This window comes from Campylobacter concisus, from assembly GCF_003048875.2.
In the GTDB taxonomy this organism is placed as follows: domain Bacteria; phylum Campylobacterota; class Campylobacteria; order Campylobacterales; family Campylobacteraceae; genus Campylobacter_A; species Campylobacter_A concisus_AU.
The window spans coordinates 1,544,948-1,568,635 of record NZ_CP049264.1 but is presented as its reverse complement, the minus strand read 5'-3'; the positions used below and the strand labels follow the sequence as shown (position 1 = coordinate 1,568,635).

Genomic DNA, 23,688 nt, shown 5'->3' with positions numbered 1-23,688 from the left:
TCTCGCATTGTAGCCCTCGGCAGAGCAAGATTATACAAGGTATGAAAACGAAGTGTCATACATTGTATGTGTCTTGCTATTAGAAAAATTTGCTTACTACTGAACATTGCTGTCGCCATTTTTGTTTAGCCATTTAGTAAAATCCTCTCTAGCTTTTTGACCATCTTGATTGTAAATATGGATGATAAAGCCTTGAAGGTTGGACACGTTATTAAGTGCTTTATCTAGGCTGCTTTGTAGTGCAGATTTGGCTTCATTTGTCTTATGGCTATCATAAAACAAGTAGCCGAGAAAGAAGATCGCTTCTATAAATACAAAGGCAATTAATGCAGATACTATCTTCTTCATCAAAGAGCTAAAAGATGAGTTGATCTTCGATATAGTTTTGTCTGCACCTTTTAGAGTATTTTTAAAGTTGTTTTGAATCTCTTCTGTCGCGTTCATAAGTTCAGCACCTCCTTGCTCTATAAGCTCTATTTTTTCTTTAAAACTTTTATCAAAGCTATCTGTGGCTTGATTAAAAAGTTCAATATTATTTCTAATATTTTCACTAGCCTTATTGCCCATTTCAATATGTTCTTGCAGGGCAATTACGGCGTTTGCCGTAATTGCTGTATCGCTACTCTTGATTGTTAGTGCCATTGCTTAGCTCCTCATCTTCTTTTTTGTTTTCGTTGGGTACGAGAATATGATATGCATCAGAGGATTGATTGGCATTTGTTGCCTCATACTCTTTCCTCCATTTGGAAAACTCCTTATTTGATAGCTTTACGCTAAAACTTTTTTCGATTAGTAACTTGCACTCTTTGAGTGTTGCTTGTTGTGGAAACAATACTTCAATACATGCTTGTCTAATCTCCTCTTTTTTCTTATTCTTTCTAATGGTTTTTAAATCATTTAAAAGTGTATTTTTGCTTGCCATATTTTCCTCCTATGGCTTTTAAAATTTTACAAAGACAGCAATAGCCATCTCACCAAATTGGCATACCTATAGTGTGCCCATTGCTTTCATATAGTAATTGTTGATAAGGTTTTTATTTAAGTAGTTTGAAAGTAGATAACGATTACAATAGGAGTCCCAACAACCTATCGTAAGGGTTATCTTTTTCAAACATTTAAAAGAAATCCTTACTCTTAATTGATTTTAGTCATCTTAACCTCCTTTAAGTTAAAATTTTTTAAATTTGCGTGTATTATAAGATATTTTGGTGGCTAGGTTGTTTAAAGTGGTAAAAAATTTTTGACTTTTATTTCAGAAGCACGATATATCAGGGTATTTCTAGTTCTATAACATAGTAATACTTATAAATTACTTAATGCTAGTATCTATATTAGAAATCGAAACAAATATCTTAAAATTATAGACCAAGAATGACCTTATTTTTAATCAGAAAGATAAAAATGTTTTATTAATAACATGTATTTCTTTAAAAAGATAAACGAAAAATATTACATAATTATCAACTGCATTCTAGATACTCTTCAAGCAATTTCTCAAATTTCACCCTTAGATATTCAGGCTCTTTTATCTTGATAAATGGCAACCAGTATTTGACCACGCGCAGGACCTCATCGTCATAGGCTACCTCTGTGCTTAGGATGATCCTATCTTTATCCTCGCTTATTATTTTAAAATTTGGCAAGAATTTCTTTCTTTTAAAGTAGCTCATCGCCTCGCTTTTTATCTCCAGTATCACTTCAAATTTCACATCTGAAAACCAGTTTGTATCGTTTTGCTTGATGCGGTTTATAAATTCTTCATTTGGCTTAAATGTGCTATCTTTTATCTTTATATTTTCAAGCTTTGAAAGGGTGAAATTTTTAAGCCTACCACTATCATCTGCTAGCAGGTACCAGACGCCATTGTTGTTTATCAGTTTGTATGGTTTTAGTGACCTAAATTTAGCGTTATAAGAGCACTCAACTATCTTATTTTTAATGATAGCAGCGCTTATCTCTTCAAACTCGGCTCTTGAAATTTGCAGATCCTCAAAGCCTTGATTTTTGATGAGATAGGCCTTGTTTAGCTTCTCGTTTAAGATGTCGCTTATAAATTTATCGTCTAGGTCCGGAAACAAAGACTTCACTCCACTCAGTATGGCAAATGCATGGATATCTTTATAGCTAAGCTTACCAAGTGCATAATCAGCCAAAAAGTATTTGCCATTTGCTTTTTCTATGGGCAGTATATTTAGGCGCTCAAAGTCCCTTAGAATGGTTCTTTTATTGACACTAAATTCCTCTGTGAGCTCATCTATGCTAAGCCTTGCTCCGTCATTTAGCTTTATTAAAATTTGAGCGAGCCTAAAGGCTATCTTGTCGTGTGAGTGCATCTTAAATCCTTTTAAAATTTTCGCTATTTTATCCTATAAGCACATTAGAATGAATTTGTGTTGAAAATTAATCGATGCTTAAATTAAATTTAAAATCGTATATATGTTTTATGCATAGTATTTACATTACATATTTTAAATAAAATTTAGTTACGCTAATAAGATTTTTTATCACTATCTTATAAAGTGTAAAACGATACTAATCACTGAAAGCAATAGCGAAGCTATGGCTATGATATAAATTTTTGTATCCTTTCTTGTTTGTAGGTTGCGTAAAATTTCAGTATTGGCCATTATGGCTTGTGCATTTTTGGCTATTAGCTTTTCTTGCTCTTGATCTAGTTGCCCCTTTTCATCCATATGCAAAAGTAGCTCACTTATCTTATTAGAATTGCTTTGTATAATTTGGCTTTGTTTCTCGTCTATCTGATGGTTTTTATCTAAGTTAGAGTAAATTTGATCTATTTTATAATCAAGTCTTGCTTGACTTGCAGCAAATTGATCGGCTGCCTCTAAAATATCGCAAAATGCTCTCGCACTCTCATTGCTAAGCTTTGTGATGTTGCCATCTGCATCCTTTAGACCATTTTTAAAAAGAAAAGACATAGCTTGTTGTAGAGAACTTGAAAATTTACTTGTAAGCTGAGTAAATTTAATTGAATCCTGAATAATCTTTGACAGTTCAAAAATTGCTTCATTTTGGCTGATTTGAGCTTTATTTGTTAAATTTATTCTATCTGATAACTTATCTTCCCTGCTTTTACCTGCAAAGCCAAATGTTGCAAAATTTATTCCATCTGATCCGTCAGTCTCTACTGTGCTTGCTCTAACGGATAGCTTTTTGGCCTCCTTTATTTTTTCATTGGCATTATGGATATTTAAAAATATCTCCCTAGCTTTTTCTCTTGCTAGCTCCTCTAGTTTGCTTTGTGACATACTTTCTAAAATTTCAATAGAAAGTGGTTCGTCTTTCACCATATCCGTCATCTTTTTACTCCTTTGTGATTTGTTTTAATTTAGATCTCAAATTTGCCATAGTTTTAGAAAAATTTTCTACAGACTCGCTTGCTTGTTTTGTGCTTTGATTGATTTCCAGTTTTGCTTGTTCAAACTTAGCATAGCTTTGTTTGGCGTCGTTAAAAAACTCATCATACGCTTCGCCAAGCACAACCCAAGTTTGAGCAGCTTTCATATGAACTATCTCCCCGCTTTTAGCCATAAGTTGGATTTGGATCTTACTTTCTTTTGTTTCTCTCTGAGCCTTGTCCATAAAATATAGCGCAACCGTAGTTAGCAGCCCTCCACACATTGCACTAAGCGTTACAGCTATCGCATCGCCGATGGTTTGATCTCCAAAAGGCAAAGGAAGGCTCATGATCGGAGTAAGCACTGGCACTGACAATAAGAGCTTTTCTATTCCTTCTGTTAATCCAAGCGATAGTGCCCCGATTAGTCCAGCAGTTAAAACTTTAAGGGCTTGATAGTTTATTTCATCTTTTGGCATATCAGCTGGTGGATTTGCTAAAATTTTGATAGCTTGAACTAACGAAACAAATCCTGCTCGTATTATTGCTACAAATCTTTTAAGCGTAGTTGCAAATAAATTTATAGCAAACACTACGATATTTGATAAAAAGGCAGTGATACCAGCTTCTAATGAGCCTGTAAGTATATCTTTCCATTTTGATTTTATTTCAACTAGAATTTTGCTCACTCTATCTTTAAAGCGATTAAAAATTTCTCTTAATGTTTCATTACCTCTTTTTTCAAAAGTCAAGCGAAGTTCTATCATTATTCCTTGCACTAAATCTTTAAGAATAATGCCGATTGCTGAATAAGCTGCTATTTTTGCCGCATCTTTTGTGCCAGTTTGAAGTAGCTCTTTTGAATTTTTCTTTAGAGCCTCAATAGTTCTTTTTTTATTTTCATTTTTTTTCGCATCATTATATTTTTTCATTGCTACTTTTTTGTCTACCTTTGAGGTGTACTCGGGATTTCCATCTTCAAGCCACTCTTTTAAGCTATTATCTTTTTTTGAACGATTTACCCCGCGATCAGCATATATTAAATTCTTGTCACTCGACGCTATTTCGGCTCTTTGTTCTACGCTAAGATAGAGATGATTTGATGCATTTGACTCTATTTCTTTGACAGACACAATATGCTCTACATCGGTATATGATTTTGGTATCTTTTTGTTAGTATATCCATCTACCACGATCTGATCCGTATTATCATACATTGCCTTATAGTTGTTGTGTTGATCATAATTATCATGACGATATTTTTGCCAGTCTTCGCCTTTTAGCTCTTGTACTTTTTTAAATTCTTGATATTTACTTGCATCTGAAGCATTTGATGTTATCCCTTTTTCAAAGTTATGAGTTGTCGTCACACTACCACCATCACGTGCATCTATAAATAAGCTAGCCAATCCAAATTGTGAGGTAATAGTATCTAAAACATTATCCTTACATAGTTCAAGAAGCGTTGCGGTTTGTTCTTTTGGCAGTTGTGATTTTAAATTTTCAAATTCGTTTAAAGCCTGTGCCAAATCATCATTTAACTCTATTTTTTGGGCTTCAAATTCAAATTTTTCATCTAGTTGCATAAGTTCATTTTCAATGAACGATGTATTTTCATCAAGATAGTTAATAGTATTTTCTTGCAACATTTCTTACCTCTCTTTTTATATATGATCCGCAAAAGTATTATTTCTCTATATCGTCAAACCACTCTAAAAGTTTAATAAAAATTAAATAGTAATAAATTCATAAACAACTAGACTTCCTCTTTTGCCACTATGCACTCTTTCCGCCATAGTAGTTTTTATAAAACCTAGCTACATCTTTAAAAGTGAAGGCTAACTCTTGTATAGAGCTGGCACCCTTTAGCAAAATACTAGCTGTAAAAAACAAATCTTTAAGCTCCTCTTTATCTTTAGCCTGCTCGCCAGCCATATTTGCAGGCATATATCTAAGCATAAACGAAAGGTCGCTTAAAATTTGTAAATCATCATCTGTTTTTACAAACCTATAAACATCCAATCCTTGAGCGCTAAATTTAATGATATTTCTTGTGATAAACTCATCTTTAAAAAGCACAAGAGAAAGTTCATTTATAGCTTGATCTAGCTCATAAGACTTACCAAAAGCTTTTGCTCTTAAAAATTTATCAGTAGTGCTCATCTTGTCCGTCTCAGCCTATTTTTGATTGATATTTTTAAAAGCATTTGAGCTATTTCTTGCAAAATGCAAAAAAAGAGCTTGATATTAAAACCGCTCACGCAAAGGCCTTTTTAAAGTAGTCATTCTCATAAATTTCCTTCCACTCATGCAAAATGTCCAAAACCACATCGATATCTTTCATCTCGTTTATCCGGCGAAGCATGGTTACAAATTTATTATTTGCTTCAACTAATGCGTATATAAGTCCCGCTTGATGTGCATCTACTTTTAAAAAGCTATCTTCCTCTTTTGTATCATCCCTTTTTTGCGTTATCTTTAGCAAGATATTGCTTAAGACGTTGCTTAGGCTATCTAAAAAGCTAGTATCTCTTTTGCTGTTATTTACTAGGCAGATGAGAGCAAATTTATACTTTTCGTCATCTTTGCTAAATTCTATGACCTTAGCATTCTCAGCACCTATAAATTTCCTAAGACCACTTTCTTCAAGTATAGTAGGCAGTGCTCTTTGTAAATTTTCTATACCTGCATAAATTTCTAAAAATTTATCTTGCAAGGTGCTTTTATCTATCTCGTCATTTGTATTTTGTGCGGATTTATTTAAATAATCACAATAATGCTCACTCTCACTAAAATATTTACCAAGCCCAAAACCAATAGCTCCAAGCGCCACGCCACCTATGATATATCTTAACATCCATACTCCTTTGATTTAATTTATGATGAAAATTTAACCTAGTGGCGTGACAGGTTGTGTCGCAGATGATAAATTTACTCAAAACCCACCGCGCACTTATTCTTTAGCTTCCTGCTATACCTACTTTTATCTTTTTTGACCCTTGTTGAAAGAGAAATTTCTCGCCTTATATGAGACAATATATTTTGATCTCGCTTTTGCATTTTTTATCCTTTAAATTTAACTTTTTTAGAAAATAGGCGAAATCCTACAAATTTGCAGCGTCAAATACTGACATTTAAGTGCCCATTTTGCGTGCCCCAGCTAGCTAAAGCTTCTTTTAGAGTATAATTTTAAAAAATCTCTCAAAGGCAACCATGCTAAAGTATTTAGAGTTAGCCGTTTGCGGCACAAATTTAAAGCCCACCTACCCATTTATAGGCTCTACTATTAGAGGCACCTTCGGACACGCACTAAGGTACGCAAGCTGCCCTTTCGTCAGACAAGAGTGCGGCACATGCGATATTTCTGGTAGCTGTATTTATGATGAATTTTTTGAAAACATCTCTGATACGCCAAATTTTAGGCTAGATATCGAGCTTGGCCAAACGAGCTTTGACTTTAAAATTTTGCTTTTCGAGCATGCCGTTAGCTACCTGCCATATGTAGCTATCGCTGTTAAAAATATGCAAGAGATCGGCCTTGGCGCAAGTAGAGATAAATTTAAGCTCAGCCACTTCGCGCTAAATGGCAAAATGGTTGAAACTAAATTTTTACTAAACTCCGAGCCAGAAACTCTAAATTTCACACCAAATTTCACCGCAGGCGACTACGAGATCCGCCTTCAAACCCCACTTCGCATAAAACAAAAGAACACCCTTGTTAAAAGTGAGATAGATTTTAGGTTATTTATCCGCCAGATCGCCATGCGATTTGATGGCATTTCAGGCACGAAGATGGATAAATTTGAAGTTAAATTTGAGCGTTTCGAGCAAGAGCTTAGCTTTTACGACCTTGAGCGCTACTCAAACCGCCAGCACACCAAGATGCAATTTGGTGGCGTTATAGGCAAGATGCGAGTTTATGGCCTTGATGAGCGCTCAGCAGGGCTTTTACAGCTAGCCACTATCACAGGCGTTGGCAAAAGCACCGTTTTTGGACTAGGCAAGATAGATGTGACGCAGATCTAGCCTTTCATAAGTGGCACTGGCTAGCTTTTGCACCAAGCACTAAAGCACTAAAAGGATAGCCTATGTTTGATCTAAATTTAGAGGATATTTTTACAAAAAGCTCATTTGAGTACGCATTAAAAAGGCTCAAGCACACAGCCTTAGGGCTTGACGGACTTAGCATAGATGATCTCTGCTCAGAGGCATTTTTTGCCGAGCTAAAGGATGAAATTTTAAACCTCTCTTATTCGCCCCAGCCCTTAAAACGAGCCTTCATCCCCAAAGAGAACAAAGACGAGCTTCGCAAACTAGCCATCCCATCTTTAAAAGATAAATTTGCGCAAAATATCCTTATTAGCGAGCTTTCAAGCTATTTTGACAAGAGCTTTTCAAACCGCTCCTACGCCTACCGAAGTGGCAAATCATACTCAAACGCCATCTTTCGAGCCAGAGATTTTTGCTTGACGCACGACTTTGTCTTAAAAACCGACATAAAAGACTTTTTTGAAAACATAAACCACGCAAAACTGCTTGAAATTTTACGCTCAAATATCAAAGACACTCGCATTATTAGACTCATCGAGCTTTGGATAAAAAATGGTATTTTCGAGCATTTTGACTATACTTCTCACACAAAAGGCGTCCATCAAGGAGACGTCTTAAGCCCACTTCTTTCAAACATCTACCTTGATCAAATGGATAAATTTCTCGAGCATAGCAGTATAGAGTTTGTAAGATACGCAGATGATTTTGTTCTATTTTTTGGCTCACGTGAAACCTGCGAGCAAGGGCTTGCCAGACTAAAAGACTTTCTAGTAACCACATAAATTTATCCCTAAACGAAGCCAAAACATCCTTGCACGACAAAGATAGCGAATTCACCTTTCTTGGCGTAAATTTCAAAGCTCACGAGCTAAGCATAGGCGAGGATAAATTTGCACGCATCTTAGCAAAACTCACAGCCTCGTCCAAAAAGCCAGAGATCGCCCAAAGCGTAGAGAACATAAATGCCCTTAAATTCGCTATCTTAAGCTATCTATAAGCAAAAGAGTGCGAATTTGAAAAATTTTTTTAGCCACATTTTCGAACATTTTGCCATTTGTGATATAATGCGGCCTATCAATAGTTCTTTTAAAACTCATTGTTAATTCACAATCGTTTTTTAGGCTATTAGATACAAATTTCCCCGATCTAGGGGATTGAAACTCAGCAGAAGCTAGGTGATTTTGAGCGTTATAACATTAGATACAAATTTCCCAGATCTAGGGGATTGAAACGTGAAACACACCGTCAATATTGTAGTAAGTCATCTTTTGCATTAGATACAAATTTCCCCGATCTAGGGGATTGAAACACAATGGAGTGTTCATTTTTATCTCCTTTATAAAAAATAAAAACAGATTAGATACAAATTTCCCCGATCTAGGGGATTGAAACATTACTGTCACTCTCTTCAGGAAAGACAAAATAGTTTTATCTGATACAAATTTCCCCGATCTAGGGGATTGAAACGGTAATACTGATGCCGATGCATCTTCACCGCAGAATTTAATTAGATACAAATTTCCCCGGTCTAGGGGATTGAAACTAATGATGTTCTCATTGTAAATCCTTTAAAAAAAATAATATAATTAGATACAAATTTCCCCGGTCTAGGGGATTGAAACAAGACCCGGCGTCATAAGCCGAATCTGCGTTGAAATAAATTAGATACAAATTTCCCCGGTCTAGGGGATTGAAACATCTCCGTTTGAATAAGTGCTAGTGGAGCATTTATAAAAATCCGATACAAATTTCCCTGATCTAGGGGATTGAAACTTAGGTCTAGTCTGGACTACATCAGTGAACTCGTCGTCATCAATGTAATCCGATACAAATTTCCCCGATCTAGGGGATTGAAACAAAGGAACAAGTTGGCGGCAACACTTTCTGCCCAAGCCATTTAGAATTAGATACAAATTTCCCCGATCTAGGGGATTGAAACTATCTGTGCGTACCATAATGTACTCCTTGTGTTAAAATTTTGGTATTAGATACAAATTTCCCCGATCTAGGGGATTGAAACAAAAGCTCGGCTAAGTCGAACTTTTTTGTTTGCTCTTCATCAGTAGCATTAGATACAAATTTCCCCGATCTAGGGGATTGAAACTGAGAAAAAAGGATATTTTTAAATTTTCCATTTTGATCTGATACAAATTTCCCCGATCTAGGGGATTGAAACGCTTACTAGCAATAAGCTAGCTATTAATACTCTTTTCATTATCATTAGATACAAATTTCCCCGGTCTAGGGGATTGAAACATAAAGCATGTCTCTTCACGTTTTTCGCCATTGACATTAAAATCCGATACAAATTTCCCCGATCTAGGGGATTGAAACTACCTCTTTCGAAAAAATTTCTTCTGCAGCAATTGATCTTATTAGATACAATTTTCCCCGATCTAGGGGATTGAAATCTTATCAAGGAATTTCTTGAGATAAAGTCTTCTTTGCATTAGATACAAATTTCCCCGATCTAGGGGATTGAAACGTATTTATCTCTTCAGATTGTTTATCAAAGAAACTCTCTAATCTGATACAAATTTCCCCGGTCTAAGGGATTGAAGCCTAAAAGCAGGAAAAAAATAGAAATAATCAACTAGCACGAGATCTGATACAAATTTCCCCGATCTAGGGGATTGAAACATTATATCGTTTGCTCTGCTGAAGGCATCTTTTTGGGACATCTGATACAAATTTTCCCGATCTAGGGGATTGAAACGCAATTCTCAGCGTAAAACTGATAATCTTTTTCATAATCGTATTAGATACAAATTTCCCCGATCTAGGGGATTGAAACTCGAAAGAAACGATTGGACATTGTGGGATGAGGGACCAATTAGATACAAATTTCCCCGATCTAGGGGATTGAAACAGCTAAAGACAGATAAAGCCTATTCATATCTTGCATATCGCATTAGATACAAATTTCCCCGATCTAGGGGATTGAAACAGGAGCAGCTTTTTCTGTCCCAAAACAATTCAACATTGAATCTGATACAAATTTCCCCGATCTAGGGGATTGAAACAACTATTCTCTTAACTATGTCTTCTGTTAACGTACTCATATCTGATACAAATTTCCCCGATCTAGGGGATTGAAACACAGATGGTGCTTCTTGTCCGTTGTTTTGCTCTGCTTATCTGATACAAATTTCCCCGATCTAGGGGATTGAAACGCGTAGCACCAATATTTGCCGTCAATCAGTGCCATGTCATATTAGATAGAAATTTCCCCGATCTAGGGGATTGAAACAACATCCCAGTCGTCAAAAGCTTAATCGAAAAAGCTGAAAATCTGATACAAATTTCCCCGATCTAGGGGATTGAAGCGGGCAGATCTATTGAGCATAGTTCCCAAGTATTAATTCATAGATATATTTCATTTTAGTTATTTTTTAGTTGGTATATAAAAAAATAATCGTCATATTGACCATATCTGACAACGAAACTTTTTATAATTGCCTCCGAAGTTGATGCTAAAGCGTCAATAAAAAAATTAAGGAGTTTTTATGAAAAAGATCGCATTATCTTTAATGGTTGCAGGAGTTGTAAGCTCTGCTTTTGCTAGTGAGGCTGCTAATCTAGCTAATATAGCACCTACTAATCACGACAAAGTTGCCATCGCGCTAGACACTTACTACAAAGGTACTGACATATGGGGCGCTTCATCTTTCGCTCTTGGCTTTGATGGTAAATATGGCTTAGTGCAAGCTGCTAATGGCGAGCTATACTTCCGCTTAGCAGGCCATGCTGGCGTTAGAAGCAAGGATGTGCATAGATTTCTCGAGATAGGTGGCGGACTTGGCTGGTCTCAAAAGCTATCTGAAAATCAGTTTGTAGCACTTGAGACAAACTACAAATACGGCCTTGTTACTGGTGATGTCGGCAGTGATCTTAAAAACTGGCGAGAATACGGCGTGCAAGCAACATACGGCTATAGAGTGGCTGAGTGGTTAAGTGTCGGTGTGAGTGGATCTTACGATAAAACTAAGTATGATCTATATGCCATCAAAAATATCAAAGGCTCTACATACGGCTTTGGCGTGCCTATATCTATAAGTATCTCAAAGGGAGCAAACCTTAATATATATGGTGGCTATCAAAGCCAAAGACTAGATGGTAGCGACCTAAAAAAGGGACAGCCTATAGTGACTTTGGGTATTACGGCGAAATTTTAGTTCATAGTAGCCAAGGTGTATGCTTTGGCTAAATGTTTCTTTTTAGAAATATTTTTAACTAAATTTGCAAGCCTTAACTCTTTTTAAGTAAATGAAATATGAATTTAAATAAAATGTCAAACTTATTAATTTTAATAAAGGTAAAAAATGAATAAGTACCAAAACAGAGAACTTCAAAAAATAATTGTTTCGCTTCTAGGAAGCTCGCTTTTGGGAGTTAAGGCGTTTTTGATAATAACTGGGGTAGCTGTCTTTTTTGCATGGCTACCCGATGGTATGTCTGCATTGCTAGATAAAATTTTTGGAGGAGAAATTTTTACTTGGAGTGCAAAAGATGGAACTATGCTAGTTCAAATTTTAGGCTCTATCGCAATATTCTTGCTAGTTAAGCAAATAATCCCAAAAAATGTTGCTAATGTAGAGATAAGCATAAATAACGAACCTAAAAAAGCAAAAGCATTGGTGCTATTTTTAAGTCCGAATAAAGAAAAAGAAGAGGATTTGATAAGACTAAAAACACTTGAGGATATGAAACCTTTTAAATATTTTATGCCTTTTAGGGCGATAGACTATCACAAAGATACACTTACTAAAATAATCATTTCTTGTTCTGATCAATCCTTTAACGATAAGGATAAATTTTCAAAATGTGTGCAAAATATTTTTGGTAGCAAGATCGCAAAAATCATAGAGATAAAGAATGCTGGTGACTTCGAAAAAGCTAAAAATGTCTATGATTTTTTAGAAAATACATATGAAGAGCTTAAAAAAGACGGGTTTAAAGAGAATGATATCGTATTTGACGTTACTGGTGGCCAAAAAGTAATAGCCATAGCTGGAGCAATGTTTGCGATACCAAATGATAGGCATTTACAGTATGTTTCTACAAATGATTATAGTGTTAGACACTATGATTTGACCTATATAAAAAATGAGGAGTAAGATATGAAAGTCGTAACATTTTTGGGAACTATAAAAAAAGCAGAAGATCATGACGTACCTATTTATAGATATGATAACAAACTAAAAGAGTTATATTCTTTAAAAAGAGAGAGATATGTAAATATGCTTCCTCTATTGATAGACAATTTTGAAGCAAAAAATATTGTTCCAATATTTACAGAAACAGCTCTAAAGATTCAGTCTAAAGTTTTAAAAGATGAACTAGGAAATAGCTATGATGAGATATTTAATAATGAAAATTTAATAGAAGGCGAAAAAAACTTTTACGATATCTTGCGTATCATAAATAATGCAACATCAGGCGATAAAGAATACATAATAGACCTAACTCATGGATTTAGACATATCCCGATCTTGGCAACTATTTCACTTATCTCTCAAAGTTTAAATAATACAGACAAAATTAAACATATATTTTTTGCAAAAGAAATGAAGCCCAGAGAAGAATATGAAATAATCGACTTAAAAGAGTATCTGGAGCTTGCAAATATCTCATATATACTTGAAAGCTTCAATCACAACTACACAGTAGCTTTAGCCTCTAAATTTAAAAATAAAAATTTTCATGATCTTGCAAGTCAGTTATCAACTATTTCAAACCATATACTATCTAATTCATTAAAAGCACTTAGTAACGATACTGATAAAATTTTAAATAATATAGAGTTGATTTTAAAAAATGAGCAGATCGAAACATTTAAAAGTAGCCTTAATGACATACAGCAACATATAAAAGAGCTTCAAGACATAGGCAAGCAAAAGGATTCTATGAAATTTTATAGAATGTCTAGGTTGTTAAGCTCGAAAGGGTACTTATTAAATTCTATAACCCTGTTATTTGAAGCTATTGGGTATTACTGTGCAGAAAGCTTTGAATGTTTTGGCAATAATGTAAAAATGCATATTGATGCCTTTAGAAAAAGTAAAAATTTCAATGCCTATGATCTAACACACGAGTCTAGAACTTTTGTAAAATGGATGGAACTAAGAGATGAAAAGTACCTAAAAAAAAGTGGTGCGGCATACTATGATATAAAAAATAAGCTGGAGAGCATAAGAACCCTTGGTAATTTTAGAGATTTTATAAAAGAGGCCGAAAAACTAAGAAATAATCTAGCTCACGGTAACGCAAGTGAAAAAATAGAAGATTCAAAAAAAGAGCTCACAAAAATGTTAGATAAATATAATTCATTTTGTATAGTACAAAACATACTGGGAAATAAAAAATGAAAACTCTTTTTATTCTAATGAATCACGCTCTAACTCCAGAACAAGAGGAGGATGCTAGGGATAATCTAAAAATTGAGAAATTTGTAAATATAGCTGATGCAAAGTGGAGTGACATAGATCCGTTTGAAAAAAGTGTAGTAAATGTCATAAATATCTACAAAGATAGACTTACGCAGCAGGCTAGTGCCGGCGATGTACTGTTAGTTCAAGGTGACTTTGGAGCAACATATAACATGATAAAATTCGCAAAAAATATAGGCTTAACCGTCATATATGCGACTACAAAGCGTATAGTAAGCGAATATATAGAAAATGGAAAAGTTGTAACAAAACGAGAATTTAAACATGCAAGATTTAGAGAATATGAGGATTTATAATGGCAGAGTTAAACAATAAAACATTAATTATTTTTGAAATTTTAAAAAAGTTAGTAAAAAAACGAGAAATTTATCCATCAGATGCAGAGCTTTTAGATGAATTTGGCATACAAGAAAGAACTCTAAGAAGATATATAGAAGAGATCAAAATTTTATTCCCAAATTCATTTATAATAGAAAATAAGCTTGTAAAAAATGCCAAAAGACCTATGGGTGTATTAAGAGTAGCTGATAAGAATAAAGACATAATCATCGTTTTAGAGTATCTTTTAAAAAATAGCGACAATCTAGGCTGGCTAATCACCTTACTAAACGAAAACGACCCTAGCTTATTGAATGATTTAGATAAATATGAAAAAGAGGTATCTAGGCAGCTACAAGAAGACTCTGATATATTTTTATTTAAGACAAATCCTTTAGAAAATTTACAAGATGAGCCTAGTAAAAGGTATTTGAGCGAGCTTCGTAATGCAGTTGCAAACAGAGAATACCGAGACATTAAGTATAAATATATCGGTGAAGTCGAGAATTTAACCGATGCAAAATGCCTAAAAATAGTCTTTACTGATGGAAATTGGTATTTGGCTATAGAGGATGCTAACGAAAATTTTAGGCTTTTAAGAGTGGCTTTTATAGTATCTTTAACCAAAAGTTCAAAAAACTATCAAAAAAAGATTTTGTCAAAGTACAAAACGTATTTTAATAAAATACAAAATGCCATGAGCTTGCCATCAAATATGCCACAAAGAGCCCTACTTAAAGCCTCTCCTAAGGTAGCTATATATTTTCGTAAAGGCATGAAGAGCTTTTTCCCATCTCAAAGATTTGAAAAGACTTTAGAGGATGGCAGTGTTACGTTTAGTATAGATTTTACTCAGGATATAGAAATTTTGCCTTTTATAAAGAGATGGCTCCCAGATATTGAGATATTAGAGCCAAAAAGCCTAAGGGATAAATTTAAAGAGGATCTAAAAATTGCTCTTGATTTATTAGATAAATAATAAAGTGTAAATAATACAAAAGAATAAACTATGTTTGCAGGCATTCTGATGTTTAAGCACTAACAGCATCTTCAATTAAGTATTGTGTAATAATTTTTCTTTGATGCAGCGAGTTTCTTTGCCTATCTTCTCATAATGTAAATTGTATTTACTAATAATAAAATCATAGCAGAGATCATAAGAACGGTGCGTATTATTGAGCGTGTAATAAATTAATAATATTATAATTTCAAAGACAATAAAATAAGCAAAATAAAATTTCTAAAAGAATATAGGATGAAATTTATAGGCATTATACTTCTACTATTAACAAGCATATTTTTAATAGCTTGCTCTGCAAATCAAGCAAGTAATAAGATAAGTAACTCTGAGCTAGAGAATTTGGCTAGTAAATATGGCGGAGTTTATGTATTTAATCAAAAATTTGTTGATGAGATAGATAGAAGAGAAGCTGAGAGAAAAGAACTAAGAAAGAATATAAAGGGAAAAGATTTAGGTGGCGGACTATATGCTGTTAATACGAAAGTTATTGATGAGAAATTGCCCCAAATTCTCTCAAACGGTAAAAAATACTATACACGTTGGATAGATTATAAAAAAGAGATGAAAAGAGATGCAAAAATTCCAAAGAACTTTATAGATATGATCATAAATTTTATAGGTTTGGAAAATTTCAATAAACAAAAACCTTATTTGGATTTAGGAAAATTATATGTAGATGATAATGGAGAAGTGGTACCTATAAGCATAGATGTTTACTATGAAATTTATAATACTAAATATGGGCTATTTGGCGATGAAGGAATGGGTGTTAGCTTTAGTAAAAAAAGCGTAGTCCCTTTAAGTGGTGGTAATAAATTTATACTAACTAATGGCAAATTTGAAAGAGTAAGTAAGGATAAGTAATGCAACCTAAAAAATCAAGTAAAGAGCTGATAAATTGTTTTAAAGACTACATTGATATTGCCGATGCAAGTTATGCAATGCTTCATAACATTTTTGAGAATAAAAGAAATAAACTAAACAATAGCTTCAATCAATAAAAAATTTAACAATCTACAAATAAAACATAATAAATTAATAATATTATAATTTCAAAAACAATAAAATAAGCAAAATAAAATTTCTAAAAGGATATAGGATGAAATTTATAGGCATTATACTTCTACTACTAACAAGCATATTTTTAATAGCTTGCTCTGCAAATCAAGCAAGCAATAAGATAAGCAACTCTGAGCTAGAGAATTTAGCTAGCAAATATGGTGGAGTTTATATATTTAATGAGAAATTTGAAAAAGAGATAACTACTAAAGAAAAGATAAGACGAGAAGCAGAATTGGCAATAGTGAATGCTTCAAAAACGGATGCTGAGATGAGAAAGAATTTAAAAGGATTTGATACAAAATATCCACAAACTCTCTCAAACGGCAAGCCATACTTTAAGGGTGGCACATCTAGTAAAATTTCAGAAAGCTGCTATGAAGAAATTTATAAATTCATAGGTGATGAAAATTTAAAAAAATATAAACCTTGGATATTTTCAAATCTATATTACAAAGATAAAGACGAAAGAATTGTTCAAATTTCATGTACTGTTGCATACGAAAGAGTAAAAACACAATACGGCTTATTTGGAGACGAAGCCAAAGGTATTAGTTTTAAGAAAAACAGCTTTGAAAGTGTTGGTGGTGGTAATAAATTTATACTAGTAAATGGCAAATTTGAAAGAGCAAGCAAGGATAAATAATGCAAACTAAAAAATCAAGCAAGGAACTGATAAATTGCTTTAAAGATTACATTGACATTGCTGATGCCTCTTATGCTCTTTTACATAATGTCTTTGAGAATGAAGAGGGAGAGCTAGATAGATTATCAAAAAAGCATGGGTTGGAAAATTTACCAGAAAATACAATAAACTCTTGTAAAAAAGAAGAAATTGATAATCCTGTTTGGAGATACTCGGACAATATACGACTTGGTGATAAAATAACAGAGGATAACCAAACTAGACAATCAAGAATAAATAACCGTCAGCTTGGTGATACCACTGCCTATGCTCTAGCAATAGAAGCTAACTTTATGGCCGATAAAATAGTTAAAAAGCCAGTTGGCGAAAATGGAGAATTGAAAGACGTAAAAATAGATAATGATGTTAAAAATTTTATATATTACGACAAAGACTCAAAAGAACAAAGACTAATTGTAGGTAAAGATGAAATTTATACCATTTCCCCTCGCACAAAACTCTTTGTCAATCGCTACGAGCTAGTAAAACATATACCAAACCAAAAATCAGGCTTTAGCTCGTCAGTGTTTTATGACACTGAAAAGTCAAACTATATCATAGGCTTTAGAGGAACTGAGATAAAGGGAAACGACTTTGTTGACGACTTTTTTATGGCTATTACCTCTAAGGCCATTATGCAGATATCTGCACTAACATCACTCCAATCAAGCATGGTTGAAGCTATAAATTCTCATAGTTTAAATTTAAATAGTGTGGATGGCGAGGATGAAAGCTCTTTAAATTTAGACCAAGAGCAAGCCTCTCATGGTCCTAAAGAGGTCATCCTCTCAGGTCACTCACTAGGCGGACATCTAGCACAGATATATGCTGTTACATTTAAAGATAGTGGAGTAAAAGAGCTATATACTTATAATGCCCCAGGAATTGATGGTGGGATAATTGGCTCAGCTTTTACTTGGGTGGTAAGGTTTCTTAGTCTTATAGCTAAAGGCATAGTAAGAGGGGCAAAGTATGTAGCAAGACTTGTTGATCCAGATGGCTTTTTAGGAAAGCTAGTAAATTCTGCTTTTAATAAAATAAAAGGTATGTTTGGTTTTAAAGATGACAAGAGCACGGTGAAAGAGTGTGTAAATGCAGTTGAGAAGAACGATAAGGCGTGCAAGACTCTATCAAACAAAGATACAAACCTAAATATAAAAAGAGCTAGCAAGGGTGATGATCTAGGCATAGAGATACATCATATAGAAAGTGTAAAGCAAAGCATCAGCAAAAATGAGGATGGCTATGAAAGAGATTGGCATATGTTATGGGAGCCTACGCTTTCTGCTATATCTGATCTTGGGTTTAAGCTAGGTGTTGGTATGGCTGATGAGATAGAGTATAAAAACACTGATAATAGACACTTGATCAATATATTAGTCAGGTCACACTCGCTAAAAGATAGTGTGATGGTTTTATACTTGATGTGCTATCTTTTAGAGCATAAAGAAAACGAAAGCAAGATAGAGGGTAAAGATATCGTAGGCGCTCTAGACTACCTAAATGAGTATATCCAGTCGCTTAAATTTAAACTAAGATGTATAAGGATGAAGCTAAATTTAGATGTGGATATAGATAGTATAAGCAACACCTCGATGCTTGATACACCTTTATATATATTCTATGCTTATCTAAACCTCTTTTATGAGCAAGGGAAATTTAGCGATGATAAATTTAAACAAGATATGGTTGGATATATCATCGAAAATTTAGGCAAAAATATAGATAAAAATAGCGACAAAGAGGCTCACTTAGTTAGGCTTTTGGATGCCGAGGATATAGAAAAGCTAAATGCCTCGCAGATAGTGAGCAGTGCTAGAGCTGGTGATATAGATATGCTAGTGGCGATATGTGCTTTAAATTTATTTGTCTTTGATAAGAAGATAGAAAAAGACGAACTAGGTAAATACTTCGCTTATAATAAAAATATCTATAAGAGCATAACAACCCTGTGTGATGACAAGGTGGATATGAAGCTTGCTACTACGTACGTAAAAGATAGGATAGAGATACTAAAAAGCATAATAAGCCTAAAATATGCCGACTACAAAAAACTTGAAGAAAACGAGAATTTCTTAGCTAGCGTTAGCTCTAATGAGGCAAGCTCTAGTGATGAAGCGATAGTCATAGCGCATAAACCATCAACTTTAAGCAATAACGATATAGCACGCAATAACAAACTAGCAACTGAGGATATAAGAGCTCTTGCAAATGAGAGCTTTGGGGATATCTTTCATAAAAAAGAAAACACTCTTAGTGTAAGTGCTGAAGATAAAAGCATCATAGATGTGGCGGTTTTAAATGATATATTTAAACTAGATAGTAAAAATATGGAGCAAAGAGTATATCTAGGCTCTATGCTCCTAAATACCGCCACTGAGCAATCAGACTATCCACTATACTTTAAAAAAGAAGAGGACGGGGAGGAGTCAAATTCTAGCCTGCTAAGCTTCTCTCATCAGCCAAGAGATGAGGATAAAGACAAGGGAAGACTAACTATCGATTATAAAAACCAACGAGCTTGTGTGCTAAACTACTCTTTGCTAAACAAAAGCCTAAATATAGACCTAAAGCCAACAAACAAAGAGACCAAAGAGTCACTTGAAAAGGCAAATGAGAGGCTAAACTTAGAAAAGAAAAGTAGTGCGCTAAGTGCTAGTGGTACTGCCTTTGCTAATCCAATAATAGAAGATGACGTGGTAGTTTGCCCACATGGTGGCCATGTGATCTTAAAAAGTAGAGCAGGCAAAAGCATAAGGTCAGATGATCAAGGTGTGATACTTGATGTTGATTTTATAAACTCACCGATAGTTGGCTGCTCAGCTAAAAACCCTTGCACAAAGGTAGCATACGTGCCAAGAGCGGCTCTTAGTCTAAAAAGTATGAATAACCACTATGCTGTTATGCAAGACCTAGTGCCAGCGTGCCTAAGCAACACTGGCTCACCGCTAAGGTGCATAAAAAAAGAAAACAGGATAAAGCTAGCTCATAGCATAGGTAGTCCTGCATCTCAAAACGATAACCCTGCGGTGCTAAATCCAAATTTAAATAGCGCTCACATAAGACTGCATGTAAAATCAGCCCTTAATCAAGCAGACAACCTTGCTGTTTGCATATATAAGCTAAATGATGTGGAGCATAAAAACCAAGAGGGATTTAAAGAGATGGAGCTAAATTTAGACGAGGGCTCTGACGTAAAAGATAAGAAGCTAAAAGAACATCTAAGCTCTCGCTTTAGAGATGATAAATTTAGCATCTCGTCATTTAACTTTAAATACTCGCTCATGGATAAGAATTTCATCTTTATAACACCTAAATATATAGAGGCTATATACAAAAATACAACGCTTCCAAAAAGTGGTATAGGATTTTTCCAGTTTGTAGATGATATAAGCGATGAGAGTAACCTTATCTATGTCACACCTAGCAAGGCAAAGACGGTGGATATAAAATTTGCTTGTGGGCTTGATAGCAAATATAATGACGATATAAATACAACAAAAACAGTAGTGGTGGCTTAATAGTCTATGTTCAGTGAAAGAAAATCAAACGCCACCTTTAAACAATCTGTACGCCTTTTGAAATTTTCGTCACATAACCTTTCAATATTCTTAAGAAAATTTATCTAATCCTTATAAAAAGCTTAGACGTTTTATCTGTAAAAATTAGTTTTTAGAGATAATGGTTTGTCTGAGCTTTTATATTTTTATTCTATTATGAGAATAAAAATATTGGCCGTCTGCCAAGACCTTACAGCAAACTCAATTTGAGTTTGCTAAGTAAGTATTATCATACATACTATGAAAAAAATTATTTTATGCTTGTATATTGATAGATGATATTATTTTATGAGTGTGTCAAGAAGGAAAATGGTTTCTTGACAACTTAAAATAAAATAAATATTTTTTTAATATTAAAATTTATTTTTAATATTTACTTAAATAATAGATATAATGAGTTGTTTTTTTATAATTTCCGCATAAGCTCAAATGGTTTTTGGTGTCTTGGTAAAATTTTAAAATTTTTACAAAAACGTGTTAAAATTACTGCAAGCTTAAAAATTTGCTACATAAAATTTTATTTTGCTACAAACTTTAAGCTATATTTTATGAAAGGTGACTGCAATATAATATTGTAGAAACATTGTAGTTTAGGTATTTATGGTGTCACGGGGGAGACTTGAACTCCCGACCTCCGGCTTATGAGACCAGCGCTCTAACCAGCTGAGCTACCGTGACAACTTAAAATAAGTTTTGGATTATACAACCTAAGAACTTATTTTTAGCTAAAATTTATCTCACTCAAATTTTATAGATAAAAAGCAAATTTGACTGCAAAAGCAGCCAAATTTAGTTAAGCTTTTTTAGTGAAAAATCCAACGTAAATAGCGTAGACAAAGCCGATCACTACGGCATACGGGGCAAAAGGTGTGATGCCAGCTCCTGAGCTTGCAAGCACGAAGTTGTGACTTATAGCAGCACCTGCGCCCATGCCTAAAACAAATACGGCTGAGCTTAAATTTCCAGCTCCCATTTGCACTAAATGTTTGCCAGGGCAGCCGTAGCTTAGACTAAAGCAAAGGCCAGCGAGCGTCATACCTAAGAAATTCCAAAGCATATCATTGTGAGCGATAGGTTGTCCTTCAAAGCCAAATTTGTATTGATTTAGCACTAAATTTGTGATACTTGCGCAGACGATGATAGAGATGACGCCATAAAACATCGAAAAGTCACGTTCAAAAATTTTGCTGATAGCTCCCACTGAGCAAAATTTACTTCTTTGCATAAATGCGCCGATGATGATCGCACAAATAAGTGAGATAAATAAATTTGCATGCTGTGAGCCTGGACCTTTTTCTGAGCTAAATAATGCGCCATTTTCGCCAAGTTTTAGACCAAAGATAAGTGCTAGTAAAAGCAAAATAGCGATGATCAGTGGCAAAAACCCTATCGCCTTTGCAGTGGTTTCATTTTCAGGTAAAACGTAGCCATTTTTCTTAAAAGCTCGTCCCACAAAGACACCAGCAAACAAGCCAACAAGCCCTGCGATGGCGGTCATATCTCCGCCTCCAAGACGCAAAAACGCCCTCCAAGGGCAGCCTAAAAATATGAGGCAGCCTATCATCGCAAACACGCCTAAGAAAAACCTAGAAAATGCCGCGCTACCAGATACTGGAGTGAAATTTCTACTCCAAAGCATGCTAGCTAGAAAGCCTCCGATGATAAGCCCTAAAATTTCAGGCCTTAGATACTGCACGACTTTGGCCTGGTGAAAGCCAAGCGCACCCATGCTATCTCGTAAAAAGCAAGCCGCACAAACGCCCATATTTGCTGGGTTGCCAAAATGAACGAGCACCGGACCAAGTATGCCAAGGCTCGCACCTGCGATGATGTAAAGTAGTGTTTTGTTCATGTAAATTCCTGTGTAAGGGTAAAACCAGACTGGTTTCTTAAACGACATTTTAATAATCATTAAATAAAACAAAGATTAATTTTTTGTAAAACAGAAGTGGCTAAAATATGCAAAAATTTCATAAAAAGGACAAATGATGAAAGATTTTATGAGCTATGCAGATAGCCTGAAAATTCTAAAAGATACGATAAATGCGTGGGAAAAGGTCGAAAAAGTAGCCATCACAGATGCGCTTGATAGAAATATCGCCTATGATGTGAAAGCCGCTGAAAACTACCCAGCAAAGCCAGTTTCGGCGATGGACGGCTACGCTTTTGCCTTTAAAGATGGACTAAGTGAGCTTGAGCTCATCACAGACCTTCCAGCAGGTAGTGACAAAGGGCTGCATGTGGAGAGCAGTAAATGCGTCAAAACCTTCACCGGCTCGCTAATGAGCGAAGGTACCGACACTCTTGTGCCGGTTGAAAATGTCGAGGTTAGCGGCTCAAAAATAATCATCAAAAAGAGCGTGCCAAAGGGCTTTGCCGTGCGAGCAGTGGGTGAGAGCTACAAAAAAGGCGAAATTTTAATAAAAAAAGGCACACGTCTAACTTATGCTGAGATCGCACTTCTTGCCGAGCTTGGCGTCTTTCACGTAAGCGTCTTTATCCGCCCAAGAGTGGCGATACTAGCAACCGGTAGCGAGATAAAAGACCTTGGCGAGCCTCTTGATAGTCCAGCGCAAATTCACAGCTCAAATCACGTAGGCATCGCTATGCAGATACGAAAAATGGGCGCGGAGCCGATCCTTTGTGAGATCGTAAGAGATAAGGCCGAGCTTGTCGAAAAAGCGATCATCAATGCACTAAAATCAGCCGATATTTTAGTGACGACTGGTGGCATCAGCATGGGAGACTATGACTTTGTAAAGGGCGCTTTAAATGAAAACTTTAAGCTCATCATCGAAGGCGCTGCGATAAAACCGGGCCGCCACATAAGAGTGGCAAAATCAGGCGATAAATACATCTTTGCGCTGCCGGGATTTCCGTATTCGGCGATGGTTATGTGCGTGCTTTATGTGAGAGTGCTTATAAACACTTGGTTTAGCCAAGAAGAGCCAAAGATCACGGCGATAATGGACGAAGACTACAAAAAACGCTCGCCATTTTTGGAATTTACAGCGGTAAATTTAGAAAACAAAGATGGCAAAATTTTTGTAAATTTAAACGGCAAAAAGCTAGGTAGCTCAGCGATCGTAAATAACCTAACAAACGAAGCTGCACTGCTTATCATCCCTAAAGAGACAGAATTTATCGCAAAAGGTGAAGTAGTAGAAGTTTTAAAGATGCCTTGCTAA

Annotated in this window: 21 protein-coding genes, 1 tRNA gene and 1 CRISPR repeat array; of the genes, 12 read left to right on the top strand and 10 right to left on the bottom strand. The window is 35.0% G+C overall.

The window, feature by feature from the left end; genetic code table 11:
- Nucleotides 1–96 precede the first annotated feature (96 nt).
- The 8 genes from CVT07_RS07805 to CVT07_RS10270 all read right to left on the bottom strand — a co-directional run bounded on the left by CVT07_RS07805 (nucleotide 97) and on the right by CVT07_RS10270 (nucleotide 6,418).
- Nucleotides 97–642 carry a hypothetical protein gene (locus CVT07_RS07805; protein ID WP_103607993.1) on the bottom strand — a complete coding sequence of 182 codons (546 nt, stop codon included), beginning with the start codon at nucleotides 640–642 and terminating at the stop codon, nucleotides 97–99.
- A complete protein-coding gene (locus CVT07_RS07800) occupies nucleotides 620–922 on the bottom strand; it encodes a hypothetical protein (protein ID WP_012001271.1) in 303 nt (100 codons plus the stop codon). The genes CVT07_RS07805 and CVT07_RS07800 overlap by 23 nt, the downstream gene beginning before the upstream one ends.
- A gap of 538 nt (nucleotides 923–1,460) precedes the next feature.
- On the bottom strand, nucleotides 1,461–2,333 hold the full coding sequence (locus tag CVT07_RS07795; protein WP_103607992.1) for a helix-turn-helix transcriptional regulator: 873 nt from the start codon (nucleotides 2,331–2,333) through the stop codon (nucleotides 1,461–1,463).
- 174 nt (nucleotides 2,334–2,507) lie between these two features.
- A complete protein-coding gene (locus CVT07_RS07790) occupies nucleotides 2,508–3,320 on the bottom strand; it encodes a hypothetical protein (RefSeq protein WP_103607991.1) in 813 nt (270 codons plus the stop codon).
- Nucleotides 3,321–3,324: 4 nt separating this feature from the next.
- Nucleotides 3,325–5,004, bottom strand: coding sequence for a hypothetical protein (locus CVT07_RS07785; protein ID WP_230855696.1), 1,680 nt, complete (start codon nucleotides 5,002–5,004; stop codon nucleotides 3,325–3,327).
- Nucleotides 5,005–5,134: 130 nt separating this feature from the next.
- Nucleotides 5,135–5,521, bottom strand: a complete 387-nt coding sequence (locus CVT07_RS07780) for a hypothetical protein (protein WP_103607989.1) — start codon at nucleotides 5,519–5,521, stop codon at nucleotides 5,135–5,137.
- 94 nt (nucleotides 5,522–5,615) lie between these two features.
- A complete protein-coding gene (locus tag CVT07_RS07775) occupies nucleotides 5,616–6,215 on the bottom strand; it encodes a hypothetical protein (RefSeq protein ID WP_103607988.1) in 600 nt (199 codons plus the stop codon).
- Between the two features lie 74 nt (nucleotides 6,216–6,289).
- Nucleotides 6,290–6,418: a hypothetical protein gene (locus CVT07_RS10270; RefSeq protein WP_258030945.1), complete on the bottom strand. Its 129-nt coding sequence runs from the start codon at nucleotides 6,416–6,418 to the stop codon at nucleotides 6,290–6,292.
- Nucleotides 6,419–6,571: 153 nt separating this feature from the next.
- Here CVT07_RS10270 and cas6 point away from each other — a divergent pair, with 153 nt between their 5' ends.
- From cas6 to CVT07_RS07720, 11 genes are all read left to right on the top strand, one after another.
- Nucleotides 6,572–7,384: a CRISPR system precrRNA processing endoribonuclease RAMP protein Cas6 gene (gene cas6 / locus CVT07_RS07770; RefSeq protein WP_103607987.1), complete on the top strand. Its 813-nt coding sequence runs from the start codon at nucleotides 6,572–6,574 to the stop codon at nucleotides 7,382–7,384.
- Between the two features lie 62 nt (nucleotides 7,385–7,446).
- Nucleotides 7,447–8,190, top strand: a complete 744-nt coding sequence (locus CVT07_RS07765; protein WP_103607986.1) for a reverse transcriptase domain-containing protein — start codon at nucleotides 7,447–7,449, stop codon at nucleotides 8,188–8,190.
- Between the two features lie 29 nt (nucleotides 8,191–8,219).
- The gene (locus CVT07_RS07760) at nucleotides 8,220–8,405 is read left to right on the top strand and encodes a hypothetical protein (protein ID WP_103607985.1); all 186 of its coding nucleotides are present in this window, start codon (nucleotides 8,220–8,222) and stop codon (nucleotides 8,403–8,405) included.
- A gap of 131 nt (nucleotides 8,406–8,536) precedes the next feature.
- Nucleotides 8,537–10,735: a CRISPR direct-repeat array (repeat unit 33 nt; unit sequence GATACAAATTTCCCCGATCTAGGGGATTGAAAC).
- A 179-nt stretch (nucleotides 10,736–10,914) separates the two neighbouring features.
- On the top strand, nucleotides 10,915–11,583 hold the full coding sequence (locus tag CVT07_RS07755) for a hypothetical protein (RefSeq protein ID WP_103607984.1): 669 nt from the start codon (nucleotides 10,915–10,917) through the stop codon (nucleotides 11,581–11,583).
- A gap of 147 nt (nucleotides 11,584–11,730) precedes the next feature.
- Nucleotides 11,731–12,525: a hypothetical protein gene (locus CVT07_RS07750; protein WP_103607983.1), complete on the top strand. Its 795-nt coding sequence runs from the start codon at nucleotides 11,731–11,733 to the stop codon at nucleotides 12,523–12,525.
- Between the two features lie 3 nt (nucleotides 12,526–12,528).
- The gene (locus CVT07_RS07745; RefSeq protein WP_103607982.1) at nucleotides 12,529–13,776 is read left to right on the top strand and encodes a TM1812 family CRISPR-associated protein; all 1,248 of its coding nucleotides are present in this window, start codon (nucleotides 12,529–12,531) and stop codon (nucleotides 13,774–13,776) included.
- Nucleotides 13,773–14,153, top strand: coding sequence for a CRISPR-associated protein Csx20 (gene csx20 / locus CVT07_RS07740; protein WP_103607981.1), 381 nt, complete (start codon nucleotides 13,773–13,775; stop codon nucleotides 14,151–14,153). The genes CVT07_RS07745 and csx20 overlap by 4 nt, the downstream gene beginning before the upstream one ends.
- Nucleotides 14,153–15,154: a helix-turn-helix transcriptional regulator gene (locus tag CVT07_RS07735; RefSeq protein WP_180999475.1), complete on the top strand. Its 1,002-nt coding sequence runs from the start codon at nucleotides 14,153–14,155 to the stop codon at nucleotides 15,152–15,154. The genes csx20 and CVT07_RS07735 overlap by 1 nt, the downstream gene beginning before the upstream one ends.
- Nucleotides 15,155–15,430: 276 nt before the next feature.
- Nucleotides 15,431–16,060, top strand: a complete 630-nt coding sequence (locus tag CVT07_RS07730) for a tRNA 2-selenouridine synthase (RefSeq protein WP_103642957.1) — start codon at nucleotides 15,431–15,433, stop codon at nucleotides 16,058–16,060.
- A gap of 235 nt (nucleotides 16,061–16,295) precedes the next feature.
- Nucleotides 16,296–16,901: a tRNA 2-selenouridine synthase gene (locus tag CVT07_RS07725; RefSeq protein ID WP_103608510.1), complete on the top strand. Its 606-nt coding sequence runs from the start codon at nucleotides 16,296–16,298 to the stop codon at nucleotides 16,899–16,901.
- Nucleotides 16,901–20,461 carry an Mbeg1-like protein gene (locus CVT07_RS07720; RefSeq protein ID WP_107937334.1) on the top strand — a complete coding sequence of 1,187 codons (3,561 nt, stop codon included), beginning with the start codon at nucleotides 16,901–16,903 and terminating at the stop codon, nucleotides 20,459–20,461. Before CVT07_RS07725 ends, CVT07_RS07720 begins: the two co-directional genes overlap by 1 nt.
- A 640-nt stretch (nucleotides 20,462–21,101) precedes the next feature.
- On the opposite strand, the gene CVT07_RS07715 is transcribed toward CVT07_RS07720, so the two are convergent.
- Nucleotides 21,102–21,178: transfer RNA gene (locus CVT07_RS07715), tRNA-Met, on the bottom strand.
- Nucleotides 21,179–21,293: 115 nt separating this feature from the next.
- Nucleotides 21,294–22,352, bottom strand: coding sequence for a YedE family putative selenium transporter (yedE, locus tag CVT07_RS07710; RefSeq protein ID WP_107937336.1), 1,059 nt, complete (start codon nucleotides 22,350–22,352; stop codon nucleotides 21,294–21,296).
- A gap of 136 nt (nucleotides 22,353–22,488) precedes the next feature.
- On the opposite strand from yedE, the gene CVT07_RS07705 reads away from it, so the two are divergent.
- Nucleotides 22,489–23,688, top strand: coding sequence for a molybdopterin molybdotransferase MoeA (locus tag CVT07_RS07705; RefSeq protein ID WP_107937338.1), 1,200 nt, complete (start codon nucleotides 22,489–22,491; stop codon nucleotides 23,686–23,688).